The 12,988-nt window shown below is 72.5% G+C and carries 15 protein-coding genes; 7 read left to right on the plus strand and 8 right to left on the minus strand.

The window, feature by feature from the left end:
- Positions 1 to 10 precede the first annotated feature (10 nt).
- The 3 genes from B1H19_RS07425 to B1H19_RS07435 all read right to left on the minus strand — a co-directional run bounded on the left by B1H19_RS07425 (position 11) and on the right by B1H19_RS07435 (position 1,689).
- The gene (locus B1H19_RS07425; RefSeq protein ID WP_083103826.1) at positions 11 to 424 is read right to left on the minus strand and encodes an ArsR/SmtB family transcription factor; all 414 of its coding nucleotides are present in this window, start codon (positions 422 to 424) and stop codon (positions 11 to 13) included.
- Positions 421 to 639: a hypothetical protein gene (locus B1H19_RS07430; protein ID WP_083103827.1), complete on the minus strand. Its 219-nt coding sequence runs from the start codon at positions 637 to 639 to the stop codon at positions 421 to 423. The genes B1H19_RS07425 and B1H19_RS07430 overlap by 4 nt, the downstream gene beginning before the upstream one ends.
- Positions 640 to 792: 153 nt before the next feature.
- The gene (locus B1H19_RS07435; protein WP_083103828.1) at positions 793 to 1,689 is read right to left on the minus strand and encodes a siderophore-interacting protein; all 897 of its coding nucleotides are present in this window, start codon (positions 1,687 to 1,689) and stop codon (positions 793 to 795) included.
- Positions 1,690 to 1,765: 76 nt separating this feature from the next.
- Between B1H19_RS07435 and B1H19_RS07440 the strand changes: the two genes are divergently transcribed.
- From B1H19_RS07440 to B1H19_RS07450, 4 genes are all read left to right on the plus strand, one after another.
- Entirely contained in the window at positions 1,766 to 2,578 is an 813-nt protein-coding gene (locus B1H19_RS07440; RefSeq protein WP_083103829.1) for a TetR/AcrR family transcriptional regulator, read from the plus strand.
- A gap of 168 nt (positions 2,579 to 2,746) precedes the next feature.
- On the plus strand, positions 2,747 to 4,096 hold the full coding sequence (locus B1H19_RS07445; RefSeq protein WP_083103830.1) for an SGNH/GDSL hydrolase family protein: 1,350 nt from the start codon (positions 2,747 to 2,749) through the stop codon (positions 4,094 to 4,096).
- Between the two features lie 8 nt (positions 4,097 to 4,104).
- Complete coding sequence (locus B1H19_RS38605; RefSeq protein WP_159028027.1) at positions 4,105 to 4,389, plus strand: hypothetical protein; 285 nt, start codon at positions 4,105 to 4,107, stop codon at positions 4,387 to 4,389.
- A complete protein-coding gene (locus B1H19_RS07450; RefSeq protein ID WP_083109475.1) occupies positions 4,349 to 4,837 on the plus strand; it encodes a glutathione peroxidase in 489 nt (162 codons plus the stop codon). The genes B1H19_RS38605 and B1H19_RS07450 overlap by 41 nt, the downstream gene beginning before the upstream one ends.
- A 28-nt stretch (positions 4,838 to 4,865) precedes the next feature.
- Here B1H19_RS07450 and B1H19_RS07455 read toward each other — a convergent pair whose 3' ends face one another.
- Together B1H19_RS07455 and B1H19_RS07460 are read right to left on the minus strand one after the other, a co-directional pair.
- The gene (locus B1H19_RS07455; protein ID WP_083103831.1) at positions 4,866 to 5,249 is read right to left on the minus strand and encodes an STAS domain-containing protein; all 384 of its coding nucleotides are present in this window, start codon (positions 5,247 to 5,249) and stop codon (positions 4,866 to 4,868) included.
- A 189-nt stretch (positions 5,250 to 5,438) separates the two neighbouring features.
- Positions 5,439 to 6,266 (minus strand): ATP-grasp domain-containing protein, encoded by an 828-nt coding sequence (locus B1H19_RS07460; RefSeq protein WP_083103832.1) that lies wholly within the window; start codon positions 6,264 to 6,266, stop codon positions 5,439 to 5,441.
- A gap of 150 nt (positions 6,267 to 6,416) precedes the next feature.
- Here B1H19_RS07460 and B1H19_RS07465 point away from each other — a divergent pair, with 150 nt between their 5' ends.
- The 3 genes from B1H19_RS07465 to lnt all read left to right on the plus strand — a co-directional run bounded on the left by B1H19_RS07465 (position 6,417) and on the right by lnt (position 10,529).
- The gene (locus B1H19_RS07465; protein WP_083103833.1) at positions 6,417 to 8,408 is read left to right on the plus strand and encodes an ABC transporter ATP-binding protein; all 1,992 of its coding nucleotides are present in this window, start codon (positions 6,417 to 6,419) and stop codon (positions 8,406 to 8,408) included.
- A gap of 61 nt (positions 8,409 to 8,469) precedes the next feature.
- Positions 8,470 to 8,967, plus strand: coding sequence for a nuclear transport factor 2 family protein (locus tag B1H19_RS07470; protein ID WP_083103834.1), 498 nt, complete (start codon positions 8,470 to 8,472; stop codon positions 8,965 to 8,967).
- A gap of 29 nt (positions 8,968 to 8,996) precedes the next feature.
- The gene (gene lnt / locus B1H19_RS07475) at positions 8,997 to 10,529 is read left to right on the plus strand and encodes an apolipoprotein N-acyltransferase (protein ID WP_083103835.1); all 1,533 of its coding nucleotides are present in this window, start codon (positions 8,997 to 8,999) and stop codon (positions 10,527 to 10,529) included.
- Here lnt and B1H19_RS07480 read toward each other — a convergent pair.
- The 3 genes from B1H19_RS07480 to B1H19_RS07490 form a co-directional block, all read right to left on the minus strand.
- A complete protein-coding gene (locus B1H19_RS07480) occupies positions 10,498 to 11,406 on the minus strand; it encodes a Gfo/Idh/MocA family protein (RefSeq protein ID WP_083103836.1) in 909 nt (302 codons plus the stop codon). The two genes, lnt and B1H19_RS07480, sit on opposite strands and share 32 nt — an antisense overlap.
- Positions 11,407 to 11,504: 98 nt before the next feature.
- Entirely contained in the window at positions 11,505 to 12,011 is a 507-nt protein-coding gene (locus tag B1H19_RS07485; RefSeq protein ID WP_083103837.1) for a hypothetical protein, read from the minus strand.
- 146 nt (positions 12,012 to 12,157) lie between these two features.
- Positions 12,158 to 12,832, minus strand: a complete 675-nt coding sequence (locus B1H19_RS07490; protein WP_418361508.1) for a uracil-DNA glycosylase — start codon at positions 12,830 to 12,832, stop codon at positions 12,158 to 12,160.
- Between the last annotated feature and the right edge of the window lie 156 nt (positions 12,833 to 12,988).

A 12,988-nucleotide genomic window follows, 5' to 3' on the forward strand; every position in this document is an offset into this window, starting at 1 on the left:
CGCACGGACATCACGACACCGCCCCCGCACTCGCGACCGCACCGGCCGCCGCGGCAGGCGCCACGGCGCCGCCCTCGCCCTCCCGCAGTGCGGCAAGGAGCGCATCGCGGCCGGTGAGCACCTCGGTCAGCACCCGGCGCGCGGCGCGCAGCAGCTCCGTGACATCGCCGCCGGAGAGTTCGTAGACGACGGTGGAACCGCTGCGGGTGGCCGTCACGATCCCCGAGCGGCGCAGGACCGCCAGCTGCTGGGAGAGCGCCGAGGGCTCCACCTCGATCGCGGACAGCAGACTGCGCACCGGCAGCGGACCGTCCTGGAGCAGCTCCAGGACGCGGATCCGGACCGGATGGCCCAGCATCCGGAAGAACTCGGCCTTCGCCTGGTAGAGCGGGGCCTGGGCGCGCGGCCCCCATGCGCCGGTCATGCCGGTGCCCCGCTCTGCGAGCCGGGTCCGGACCCGCGATCGGCGTCGGGATCAGGGCCGGGATCGATGCCGATGTTGTGGGCGATGCGCAGCGCATCGTCCAGCTCGTCCTGCGCCACGGCCAGCGCATAGGCGTCATCCACCGACGCCGCCGTGGCCACCGCGGCGCGCGCCGCGCGTACCCGTTCCCGTACCGACTCGGCGTAACCGCCCACGCATGCCCTCCGCGTCCAGGCCGACCGGCCGTCGCGTCATCTGTTGAAATGCGGAATTCTGCAACTGTAGACGACGAGGGCGCGCGGACCCTATGGGTGGGCGGACTTGAATTCCTCCGGAGGCCGCAAAATAGCCACAAGCGGCGCGATCCCCTACCCCGCGGCCTGCGTCCCGGCCGCCGCTATCTTCTCCCGCGCCTCCGCCAGGTCCTCTTCCGTGGGGGCGTCGTCCTGGGTGAGCGCGCGACGCCAGTAGCCGGTGAACTCGATCTGCCGTTTGGCCAGGCCGCGCTCCTCCACCAGATGGCGGCGCAGCGCGCGGACGGTGCCTGCCTCGCCGGCCAGCCAGGCGAAGATCCGGCCGGCGGGGAGGACGGCGCCGCGGACGGCGCTCAGCAGTCCCTCGCCGTGCCCGTTCGCGGGACCGTTGCGGTGCACCCAGTGGACCGCGAAGTCGGCCCGGGTCACCCAGGACTGCTCCTCCCCGGCGTCGGCCACCTCGATGTACGCCAGCGCGCGGGCGCCCGGCGGCAGCGACTCCACCAGCGAGCCGATGGCCGGCAGGGCCGTCTCGTCACCGGCCAGCAGCAGCACATCGGCCTCACCGAGCGGCAGCGGTGTGGCGTAGAGCGCGTCCGGCCCGTACCGCGCGAGGGTGTCGCCCACGCGGGCACCGGCGGCCCAGCGGGTGGCCGGTCCGGTGGCGGCATCGTCCTGCGGTGCGGTCGCGGGGCCGTGCAGCACGAAGTCGACGGCGATCCGGTGGCGTTCGGCGTCGTAGGACCGCACCGTATAGCTGCGCATCCAGGGCCGTTCGTCCTCGGGGAGGGCGAGAAATGCCTGGTACCAGCGCATCGGATCGTCGTCGGCCCCCTTCTGCGGGAGGCGGGGCGCGGTCTGGCCCGGCTTGGGGAAGAGCAGCTTGAGCTGCTGATCGGGCCAGGTGGGGAAGTCGTCGAGGCCGTCCCCGGCGAAGGTGACACGGACCATCCGCGGGGTGATCCGCCGGACGTCGGTGACATGAAGGAGCGCGGCAGGCCGGTGCGTCATGGAAGTCCCCCTGATATCTTTACGTCGTAAAGAATTCGTCTCGACGAGGTTACTTTACGTCGTAAGGAGTTGGCAAGTGGTTCTCTTCGCCGGCCAGGGCGACGCCCGCCGTTCGATGTCCCTGCTGTGGCGCGCCAAGGAGGCCAAGGGCGGCCAACCGGCCGGGAAGCGGTCGGCGCCCGGCCCCAAACCCGCGCTCAGCGTGGACGCGATCGTGGACGCCGGTATCGCGCTCGCGGACGCCGAGGACCTCTCCGCGCTGTCCATGCGCGCGGTCGGCGCGCGCCTGGGGCGGACCGCCATGGCGCTGTACACCTACGTCCCCAGCAAGAGCGAGCTGCTGGACCTGATGTACGACCGGGCGCTCGCCGAACTGCCCACCGACTACGACCTGGCGCAGGGCTGGCGGTCCGCCGTGACGTCATGGGCCGAGGACACCTGGGAGTTCTATCTGCGCCACCCCTGGGTGCTCCAGGTCTCCCAGGCCCGCCCGGTGCTGGGCCCGAACGAATACGTCGCGCTGGAGACACTGGTGCGGCTGCTGTACGCAACGGAGCTGGACTCCGCGGTGCTGCGCCGTATCGTCGGCGCGCTCTTCCACTTCGTGCGCGGCGCGGCCCAGACCGTCACCGAATCGCGGCTGGCCGCGGCGGCGACGGGCGTGTCCGACGAGGAGTGGTGGCAGTCGCGCTCCAGCCTCCTCGGCGAGGTCGTCCCCGATTTCCAGGACCGCTTTCCGCTCGTGGTCCGCCTGGAGACCGAGGGCGCCGCGCCGCACACCGGGGGCGCGGAGCCGTACCTGGAGCGCGAGGCGAAGACCACCTTCGAGGTCGGCCTGGACGTCCTCCTGGACGGGATCGCGGCGTCCATCGACAAGTCCGGCCGGTGAAGCACTCCTGACACCTCGTCAGGGACCCTTGTCCGCCCGCGTCTCGGCCAGCCGGGTGCCGCCAGAAGGGCGAGAGCGGCGTGTACGCGGCCGACCGCGGCCCCGGCGAGGGCACCGTCCGTGGACCATGGCCGAGCGCTCCCGCTGACGGACGACAGGAGGCACCCCGTGCGCGGACGACCCTTGGCCCGCAGATCACTCCTGGCCGGTGCGGCCTCGCTCGGACTCCTGGGGACGGCCGCGACGGAGGCGGCCCCCGCAGGCGCGTCCCGCCACTGGGTCGGCGGCTGGGCCACGGCCCTGACCCCGCCCGCCGACCGGGGCCGCTCCGTCGCCGGCTTCACCCATCGCACCCTGCGCCTGGTGGTGCATCTGTCGGTCGGCGGCGACCTGGTCCGGCTGCGGCTGTCCAATCTGTACGGCACCCGGCCGCTCGACCTGGGCGCGGTGACCGTCGCCCGGCGGGCGAGGGGCGCGGCGACCGAACCGGGTACCGGACGCCGGGTGACCTTCGCCGGACGCCGCTCGGCCACCGTCCCCGTGGGCGCGGAGCTCGTCAGCGATCCCGTACGGCTGAGCGTCCACGCCGACCGCGACCTGGTGGTGAGCATCCATCTGCCGACCGCCACCGGGCCCACCACCTGGCACGCCGGGGCGAAGCAGACCAGCTATCTCTCCCACCGGGGCGATCACACCGCTGACCAGAGCGGCTCGGCCTTCACCCGTCGGCTGCTGTCCTGGTACTTCCTGGAAGGCGTGGACGTCGCCACGACGACCGCGGACCGCACGGTGGTGGCCTTCGGCGACTCCCTCACCGAGGGCGGCCACATCCCTTACGACGTCAACCAGCGCTGGCCGGATGTACTGGCCCGGCGGCTGGCCGGGGCGCGGCGCGGCCGCGGCCTCTCCGTCGTCAACGCGGGCATCGGCGGCAACCGGCTGCTGAGCGACGTGGGGACCGGCGCCGACGGCCGGATCCACCTCGGGGTCAACGGCGAGGCCCGGTTCGCCCGCGATGTGCTGCGGCAGACCGCCGTCTCCGACGTCATCGTGCTGCTGGGCACCAACGACCTGGGGTCCCGTGCGGGGGTGCACCGGCATCACCGGGTGACCTCCGGCCAGGTGATCGCGGGACTGGCCGCACTGGCCAACCGGGCGCAGGCCGCCGGGGTCGCGCTGCATGCGGGCACCATCATCCCCAACGCCCTGCTGACCCGGGCCGGCGAACGGATGCGCATGCAGGTCAACCACTGGATCCGCACCACGCGGACCTTCGACGGCATGGTCGATTTCGATGCGGCGGTGCGCGATCCGGCGGCGCCCCGGCGGCTGCGCCCCCGTTACAACAGCGGCGACGGGGTACATCCGAATCCCGCCGGTATGCACGCCATGGCACAGGCGGTGGATCTGTCGACGCTGGGCCGCGCGGGAACGTATCTTCTGCCCGTCACCGGCTCAGGCGCATCTGGCGGCCGTCGCGCCTCCGCACCGCAACCAGGGCAGCGTCCGCCCGGTTGAGTCCGGACATGGACGCCAAAAAGACCACCGGTCATGTTTTTCAGCGGCTCTCGCTCGCGCCCCCGTATGCCCGGCGGCCCGCCGAGGAGCCGACGCCGATCTTCGACCAGCTGCTTCGGGAGTGGCGCGCGGGGGCGCTGCGACCGGTGGTGTCATGGCCGGTCGACGATGCCGGGAAGATCGGGCCGGGCGCCGCTGTTGTCACGGACGATGGACGTCCCTGTCCGCGCACCCGCCTTGAGGAGCATGACCGTGAGCCTGTACGACATTCCGCTGCGCACCCTGACCGGTGACCCCGCCTCGCTGGCCGACTACCGCGGCCGCGCGCTGCTGGTCGTCAATGTGGCGTCCAAGTGCGGGCTGACCCCGCAGTACTCGGGCCTGGAGCGGCTCCAGGAGCGCTACGCGGACCGCGGCTTCAGCGTGCTGGGCTTCCCCAGCAACCAGTTCGCGGGCCAGGAGCCGGGCACCGCCGAGGAGATCGCGACCTTCTGCTCGACGACGTACGGGGTCAGCTTCCCGCTGTTCGAGAAGACCGATGTCAACGGTGCGCAGCGCCATCCGCTGTACGCCGAGCTGACCGCCACCGAGGACGCGGAGGGCGCGGCCGGTGACGTCCAGTGGAACTTCGAGAAGTTTCTGATCGACCATCAGGGCGCGGTCGTGGGACGGTTCCGGCCGCGCACCGAGCCGGAGGCCGATGAGCTGGTGGCGGCCATCGAGGCGGCGCTGCCCGCCTGATACCCGGTGCGGTCCCCGGGGCCACCGGTCAGACGGCCACGCAGTCGGCCAGGCAGGTGGCCCCGGCGATGCCCTCGGTCACGATCTCGAACTCCTCGGTCAGCACGGCCATCCGCAGCAGCCGCGCGACCCATCCGCCGTCCTCGACCCCGGTCAGCCGCAGCCGTCCGCCGCGCTCCCGTGTCCGGTGCTGGGCGCGGCACAGCAGGCCCAGCCCGGCGCAGTCCATGAAGGTCACTGCGCGCACATCGAGGACGAGGTCGGTGCGCCGCCCCTCGGTCAGCGCATCCAGCCGGCCGGCGGCCTCCGACGCGGCCAGGATGTCCCACTCCCCGCGCAGTTCGAGCACGAGCGTGCCGCCCGCCTCGCGGAGGTGGCCGAAGAATTCTTGGTACGGGTGACCCTCGGCCATCGGCCCGACCCACTTTCCTGTCAGGGAGCGAGACAGCGCCACTCAGGTGGCGAAGGCATACGGGGGAAGGGTAAGTGCGCGGTGCGGTCTGTGTGCCTGCTCGGGGTGCGTATTCCGTGCGTTATGTTGTACCGCTTACCCGGCTGTCATTGCGTCAAGTCCTGGTGAGAACCGCGTAAAAAGGTTGGCTCAATTCCGTCTGGCGTCGGCCAGCTCGGCGCGGTCCCCCGTCGCCGCGCGGACGAACGGCCGGTCGCGCGGCGCGAGATGGGCGGCCGGGCCGGCGGAGCGCAGCACCACATCCAGCGCCAGGTCCGGATCGCTGGTGTACCGGCCACTCGCCCAGGCCGCGTTGGCCTCGATGACCGCCCAATTGCCGTCGAGCAGACCGATGTCGACGACGATCGCGGAGGGCAGGCCATCGCCGCAGCGCGCGAGGAGTTCGGCGCCGAAGGCGGCCGCGTCCGGGCCGAGCGGTCCCGGGCTCAGGCGGCCGTCCTCGGCGTAGCGGCTGCCGGTGCGCACCTCGCCGTCCAGGACGTAGAGCCGGTATTCGGCGGCGAAGGTCACCACCTCGGAGATCAGGACGAGGGTCTGCGGATCGACGGCGTCGGGGCCCGGCAGCCGGGAGCCGTCGGCGTAGACCATGGCCCGGATGCCCTTGTCGTTGGGCGATTTGACGAACACGGGCCGGCGCAGGGCGTACGCCTCGCGGACCGGCAGCGCGCGGATCTCCCGCCGTACCAGGTCGCGGGGCAGCTCGGCGAGCCAGTCGGCCGGGGCTTCGAGCGGCGCGAGGCCGAGTGGGGCGGCCACCGCGTCGGCGAAGGACGGTCCGGCGTGCAGACAGGTGGCACGCAGCCCGTCGGGGACGGCGAAGGTGGGCAGCTGGACGGTGTGCAGTCCGCGGCGGCGGGCGGCCTCGCGCAGCGTTTCGGCGGATGCGGTCAGCCGCGGCGGCAGGAGAAGAGTCCCGCTCTCCCCTGCCGTGGCCCGGTCCGCTCCCCCGTAGCGCATGCCCGCCATCGTAGCCACGGGGCCGGCGCCCTTGAGGGTGACCGCGGCAGGAATCCCTTGACCTCAATATTGGTTGAGGTTCTAGGTTCCTTTTATGTCGCCGGTCCTTCACGGCGATCCCGTGACGACGCCGACAGACAGGAGTCCCCCATGGACATGGAAGTCACCGCCTGGCATTCCCTGCACAGCACGATGACCGCGCAGCAGGGCAGCAGGCGCTTCTCCCGCGGAACCCTGCGCCGGATCGCGGCCTTCGCCCGGCCGCACCGCAAGCGCCTGGTGTGGTTCCTGGTCCTGAGCACCGTGACCGCGATGCTCGCGGTGGCCACCCCGCTGCTCGCCGGGCGGGTGGTCGACGCGATCGTGGGCCGCCATGCGCCCGGTGTCGTCCTGGGGCTGGCCGGGCTGATCGCCGTGATCGCGCTCGCCGAGGCGGGCCTCGGGCTGCTGACCCGGTGGCTGTCGGCGAGCATCGGCGAGGGGCTGATCCTGGATCTGCGCACCACCGTCTACGACCACGTCCAGCGGATGCCGATCGCGTTCTTCACCCGCACCCGTACGGGTGCGCTGGTCAGCCGCCTCAACAACGATGTGATCGGCGCCCAGCGCGCCTTCAGCGACACCCTCTCCGGGGTCGTCAGCAATATCGTGACGCTGCTGCTGACCCTGGTGGTGATGCTGAGTCTGTCCTGGCAGATCACCGTGATCGCGCTCGTCCTGCTGCCGGTGTTCGTCCTGCCCGCCCGCCGGGTCGGCCGGCGGCTGGCGGGTCTGCGGCGGGAGGGCGCCGACCACAACGCCGCGATGGGCACCCAGATGACCGAACGGTTCTCCGCGCCCGGCGCCACCCTCGTCAAGCTGATGGGCCGCCCGTCCCGCGAATCCGCGGAATTCGCCCTCCGGGCCCGTCGGGTACGGGACATCGGCGTCCGCTCGGCGATGGTGCAGACCTACTTCGTCACCGCGCTCACCCTGGTCTCCGCCCTGGCGCTCGCCGTCGTCTACGGGCTCGGCGGCTTCCTCGCCCTGCGCGGCCACCTGGAGCCCGGCGCGATCGTCTCGCTCGCCCTGCTGCTCACCCGGCTCTACGCCCCGCTGACCGCGCTGTCCGGGGCGCACATCGAGGTGATGAGCGCGCTGGTCAGCTTCGAGCGGGTCTTCGAGGTGCTGGATCTCAAGCCGCTGATCGCCGAGAAGCCGGACGCCCGGGAGGTGCCGGACGGCCCGGTCTCGGTGGAGTTCGACTCCGTACGCTTCGCCTACCCGTCCGCCGACAAGGTCTCCCTCGCCTCCCTGGAGGAGGTCGCCACCCTCGACACCCGGGGCGGCGAACAGGTCCTGCACGGCGTCTCCTTCCGCGCCGAGCCGGGCCAGATGGTCGCCCTGGTCGGCTCCTCCGGCGCGGGCAAGTCGACCATCGCGCAGCTGCTGCCGCGGCTGTACGACGCCGACGGCGGCACGGTACGGCTGGCCGGGGTGGACGTCCGTGATCTGACCGCCGCCTCCCTGCGCGACGCGCTCGGCATGGTCACCCAGGACGGGCACCTCTTCCACGACACCATCCGCGAGAACCTGCTGCTGGCCAGGCCGGAGGCGGTCGAGGAGGAGGTGTGGGACGCGCTGCGCCGCGCTCGCCTGGAGGAGCTGGTCCGCGGCCTGCCCGACGGCCTGGACACCGTGGTCGGCGAGCGCGGCTACCGGCTCTCCGGCGGTGAACGGCAGCGGCTGACCATCGCCCGGCTGCTGCTCGCCCACCCGCGGGTGGTCATCCTGGACGAGGCCACCGCCCACCTGGACAACACCTCCGAGGCCGCCGTCCAGGAGGCGCTCACCGAGGCCCTGGAAGGCCGCACCGCGCTGGTGATCGCCCACCGGCTGTCGACCGTACGGGCCGCCGATCTGATCCTCGTCGTCGAGGGCGGCCGGATCGTCGAGCGCGGCACCCACGAGACGCTGCTGGCGGCCGATGGGCGCTATGCGGAGCTGTACCGGACCCAGTTCGCCACCGAGACGGATTCCCGCGAGGCCGCGGGGCCGGACGAGGACCTGGCTGCCCGTGCGGACGAGGACCTGGTGACGGAGCCGGACGAGGACCGGGACGCGGGCCCGGAGCTCACTGGGGAGCCCGCCCTGGTGCCGTAAAGTCCCGCCGCTTGGCCCCCGCTCTCTTGGCGGGGGCCTTTGGATGCCGAAAACTGAGGCAATGACGCAGCGCGCGGAACACTCGACCGTCATGGACCGCCTCGCGATCGACGATCTGATCACGGGCTATGCGATCGCCCTGGACGACGGGGACTGGCCCGCCTACCTGGCCCTCTTCACCGACGACGGCAGAGCCGACTACCGCTCGGCGGGCGGCATCGAAGGCGACACCACGACCATCACGGCCTGGCTGACCGAGGTGCTGCACCACTTCCCCATACGACAGCATCTGATCGTCAACCGCCGGATCGCCCTCGCCCGGCAGGACGGCGCCCCGGGCGACACCGCAACCGTCCAGGCCGACTACCTCAACCCGATGCGGCTCGGCGGCCCGGCGGCCCCCGATGACGGCCCCGCCGACCCCGCGGCCCCCACCGGCCCCAACTACACCTGCGCCGGCCGCTACGCCTTCACCGCCCGCCGCACCCCCGACGGCTGGCGGCTGGCCGAGGTCGTCGTGCACGAGAAATGGCGCGAGGTGGTGGCGGCCGGGGAATGAGCGCTCACGTGGCTGCGGAGGGAGACGGCATGCACGTATCGCTCGGCACTCGCCCCCGATGGCTCGCCTCCCCCTGGTGGCGGGGCCTGGCGGCCGCGCTCGCCGGGGCGCTCCCGGTGCTGATCTTTCCGGCGCCGTCCTGGTGGTGGCTGGCGTACGCCGTCCTCGTCCCCTGGCTGCTGCTGGTGCGCACCGCCCCGACCGTACGGCGGGCAGCGGCGGACGGCTGGCTGGGCGGCACCGGCTTCATGCTGGCCGTCCACCACTGGCTGCTGCCGAGCCTGCATGTCTTCATCGTGGTGCTGGCCCTGCTGCTGGGGGCGCTGTGGGCCCCCTGGGGGGTCCTGGTGCGGGCTCTGCTGAGGGGCGCGCCGGGCACCGGGAGGTGTGCCGCCGCGCTGGTGCTGGTGCCGTCGGGCTGGCTGATGGTGGAACTGGTCCGCTCCTGGGAGTATCTGGGCGGCCCGTGGGGCCTGCTGGGCGCCAGCCAGTGGCAGCTGCCTCCCGCGCTGCGGCTGGCCTCGCTCGGCGGGGTGTGGCTGGTGAGCATGTTGATCGTGGCCGTGAACACCGCACTGGCCGAACTGCTCGCCCGTCCGGCGGCCTGGCGGCCGGCCGTCACCGGCCTGCTGGTGTGCGCCCTGGCGGCCACCGCGGCCTGGTGGTGGGCACCGGTCCCCCGCCCGGCCGGGACGGTACGGATCGCCGTCGTCCAGCCGGGCCTCATCGACGCCCCCGCCGCGCGGCTGGCCCGCAGCGAGGCGCTGGTGCGGTCGCTGGCGGGCCGCGGGGTCCGCCTCGTCGTCTGGGGTGAGAGCAGCGTCGTCCAGGACCCGGCCGACCATCCCGCGCTCGCCGCCCGGCTCACCGCGCTCACCCGGCGCACCGGCGCGGATCTGCTGGTCAACGCCGATGGCCGACGCCCGGGCCGGCCGGGCATCGAGAAGAGCGCGGTACTGATCGGGCCGCACGGGCCGACCGGCGACCGCTACGCCAAGATGCGCCTGGTGCCGTTCGGCGAGTACATACCGGCCAGGTCCGTCCTGGGCTGGGCCACCAGGGTGGGCAAGGCCGCACCCGCCGACGGGATCCGCGGCACCCACCAGGTGGTGATGGCGATCCCCTCGGCCGGCGGACTGCGCATCGGCCCGCTGGTCTGCTTCGAGTCCGCCTTCCCCGACATGAGCCGCCACCTGGCGCGCGACGGCGCCCAGGTACTCGTCGCGCAGACGGCCACCTCGACCTTCCAGAACAGCTGGGCACCGGCCCAGCACGCCTCGCTGGCCGCACTGCGCGCCGCGGAGAACTGGCGCCCCATGGTGCACGCCACGCTCACCGGCATCAGCGCGGTCTACGGCCCCCGGGGCGAGCCGGTCGGCGAGCGGCTCGGCACCGACCGCAGCGCGGCGGCCGTCTACGACCTCCCGCTCGCCGAGGGCACCAGCCCGTACACCCGGTGGGGCGATTGGGCGCTGTACGGGGCGATCGGCGCGCTGGTGCTCTCCGGCGCGTACGCGGGCGTACGAGCGCTCAGGCGGCGGCTTGGACGAGGGCCTCGCTGATCACCCGTTCACACAGCTCATGCGTCCGCAGCGCGTCCTGCGCCGACGACCGCCGTCCGGCCCGTACGTCATCCAGGAAGGCCAGCACGATCTGCTCGATACCGCGCTGCCGGGCGACCGGCACCCAGTCACCGCGGCGGCGGATCGTCGGCTGGCCCTTGTGGTCGACGACCTCGGCGAGGTTGACGACCTGACGCTTGGTGTCCTGCCCCGAGAGCTCCAGGATCTCCTCGGCGGAGCCGCTGAGCCGGTTCATGGTGCCGAGGGCGGTGAAACCGTCGCCGGACAACTGGAGCACCACATGCTCCATCAGCCCCTCGCGGATCCGGGCCCGTACGTCGATGTGGTCGACCTCGCCGGGGACCAGGAACCGCAGGGTGTCGACGACATGGATGAAGTCGTCCAGCACCAGGGTGCGCGGATCCTCGGGCAGGCCGATGCGGTTCTTCTGCATCAGGATCAGCTCGCGGGCGTGCTCGCGGCACTGGGCGTAGGCGGGCGCGAAGCGGCGGTTGAATCCGACGGCGAGGCCCACGCCCCGCTCCTCGGCGAGCGCGACGATCCGCTGGGTTTCGGCGAGTTCGTACGAGATCGGTTTGTCGACATACGTCGGTACGCCGGCCTCGATCAGCCGGGTGACGATCTCGGGGTGCACGGACGTCGGCGCATGCACGAAGGCCGCGTCCAGCCCGGCCGCGAGCAGCGAGTCCAGCTCGGTGTGCAGCTGACGGGCGGCCAGCCGACAGGTGTCGCCGACCCGCTGGAGGGTGGCCGGAGTGCGGGTCTGCAAATGCAGTTCGATGCCGGGCTGCGCGCCCAGTACGGGGAGATACGCCTTCTGCGCGATGTCTCCGAGCCCGATGCAGCCGACCTTCACACGTACTCCCTGTTCATGGCGGTTCGCGGGACCTTCGGGTGCTTCCCGGATCCCTCGGCCGGAAGCTTACGACGCGGTCGGCGGCCGCCCCTCGCCCGCTACGCCCCTGCGCTCCCGTCCCCGTCCAGCCGGACCGCCAGCCGGTCGATCGCTTCCCGGAGCCCCTGCCGGTATTCGCCGTCGGCGAGGCCACGGGTGGAGGCGCGGGCCCTGAGCAGCTGGGCGCGGGCATCGGCCGGGCGGTCCAGGGCGACGTAGTCGGCGGCGAGATTGAGGTGGAGGGAGGGGAAGAAGGCGCGCAGGGCGCCGGCGTCCGTCCCCTCGGCCGGTGCGGTGACGAAGCCCTCGGCCGCCTCCAGGGCACGCAGGTCCCAGTCGAGCTCGTCGCGCGGATCGTCCTGGGTGTCGGCCATGTAGTGCGCCAGCGCGCAGCGGTGGAAGGCGTCCCCCTGCGGCCCCAGCTCGTCCCACAGGCCGGCGAGGCGGTTGCGCGCCTCTTCCCGGTCGCCGGCGCGGTGCAGCATGATCGCCTGGCCGATCCGGGTGAGCACGCCGTCCGGGGGCACCTCGTCCAGAGGCGACTCGTCCCGCCGCTCCTCCGCCATCGCACTCACCCCGCGCTCGCTCGCCGCCCCGGAGCGGCTGCGCCCCGGAGCGTGTCCGCCCTGGCCCTTCCCCCGACGCTAACCGCCGGGGGAAGCCTCCGCGCGGCGTGCGCGACGCGCGGAGGGGTGCCTCGACCCGCTGCGGGTCACCCCTGATGCAGGTCCGGGATGCGCCAGTCGATCGGGGCGTGGCCCTGGGCGGCGATCGCCTCGTTGATCTGGGTGAAGGGACGGGAGCCGAAGAACTTCTTCGCCGAGAGCGGGGAGGGGTGCGCGCCCTGCACCACGGCATGCCGGTCCTGGTCGATCAGCGGGAGCTTCTTCTTGGCGTAATTCCCCCACAGCACGAACACCGCCGGGTCCGGCCGGGACGACACCGCGCGGATCACCGCATCGGTGACCTTCTCCCAGCCCTTGCCCTTGTGGGAATTGGCCTCGCCCTCGCGGACCGTGAGCACCGCGTTCAGCAGCAGCACGCCCTGCTGCGCCCACGGCAGCAGATAGCCGTTGTCCGGGATGGGGTGGCCCAGCTCCTCCTTCATCTCCTTGTAGATGTTGCGCAGCGACGGCGGCGTCTTGACGCCGGGCTGCACCGAGAAGCACAGGCCGTGCCCCTGGCCCGCGCCGTGGTACGGGTCCTGTCCGAGGATCAGCACCTTCACCTGGTCGTACGGCGTGGCCTCCAGGGCCGCGAAGACCTGGTCGTGCGGCGGGTAGACCGGTCCCTGGGCCCGCTCCTGCTCGACGAAGTCGGTCAGCTCCTTGACATAGGGCTTCTCCAGCTCCTCGCCGAGGACCCCCCGCCAGGATTCGGGCAGCATGTCGGTCACCACGTCAACAACCTCCGGTGTACGTTCCGTTCTTGTCATCAGAACCTACCGGCGACCACTGACAACGCGGTCCGCGGGCGACGGATCACCGGTCCCGCCGCTGGGCGGCGGGGCCTCGGGCGCCGTCCATCAGGATCCCATACGGGA

The sequence above is a fragment of the Streptomyces gilvosporeus genome (assembly GCF_002082195.1).
GTDB classification, from domain to species: Bacteria; Actinomycetota; Actinomycetes; order Streptomycetales; family Streptomycetaceae; genus Streptomyces; species Streptomyces gilvosporeus.

What these genes read in the sequence shown, in the direction of transcription:
- B1H19_RS07425 (WP_083103826.1), bottom strand. Translation starts at nt 424, where the DNA reads ATGACCGGCGCATGGGGGCCGCGCGCCCAGGCCCCGCTCTACCAGGCG.
- B1H19_RS07435 (WP_083103828.1), bottom strand. Translation starts at nt 1,689, where the DNA reads ATGACGCACCGGCCTGCCGCGCTCCTTCATGTCACCGACGTCCGGCGG.
- B1H19_RS38605 (WP_159028027.1), top strand. Translation starts at nt 4,105, where the DNA reads ATGGACGCCAAAAAGACCACCGGTCATGTTTTTCAGCGGCTCTCGCTC.
- B1H19_RS07455 (WP_083103831.1), bottom strand. Translation starts at nt 5,249, where the DNA reads ATGGCCGAGGGTCACCCGTACCAAGAATTCTTCGGCCACCTCCGCGAG.
- B1H19_RS07460 (WP_083103832.1), bottom strand. Translation starts at nt 6,266, where the DNA reads ATGCGCTACGGGGGAGCGGACCGGGCCACGGCAGGGGAGAGCGGGACT.
- B1H19_RS07465 (WP_083103833.1), top strand. Translation starts at nt 6,417, where the DNA reads ATGGACATGGAAGTCACCGCCTGGCATTCCCTGCACAGCACGATGACC.
- B1H19_RS07470 (WP_083103834.1), top strand. Translation starts at nt 8,470, where the DNA reads ATGACGCAGCGCGCGGAACACTCGACCGTCATGGACCGCCTCGCGATC.
- lnt (WP_083103835.1), top strand. Translation starts at nt 8,997, where the DNA reads ATGCACGTATCGCTCGGCACTCGCCCCCGATGGCTCGCCTCCCCCTGG.
- B1H19_RS07485 (WP_083103837.1), bottom strand. Translation starts at nt 12,011, where the DNA reads ATGGCGGAGGAGCGGCGGGACGAGTCGCCTCTGGACGAGGTGCCCCCG.
- B1H19_RS07490 (WP_418361508.1), bottom strand. Translation starts at nt 12,832, where the DNA reads ATGCTGCCCGAATCCTGGCGGGGGGTCCTCGGCGAGGAGCTGGAGAAG.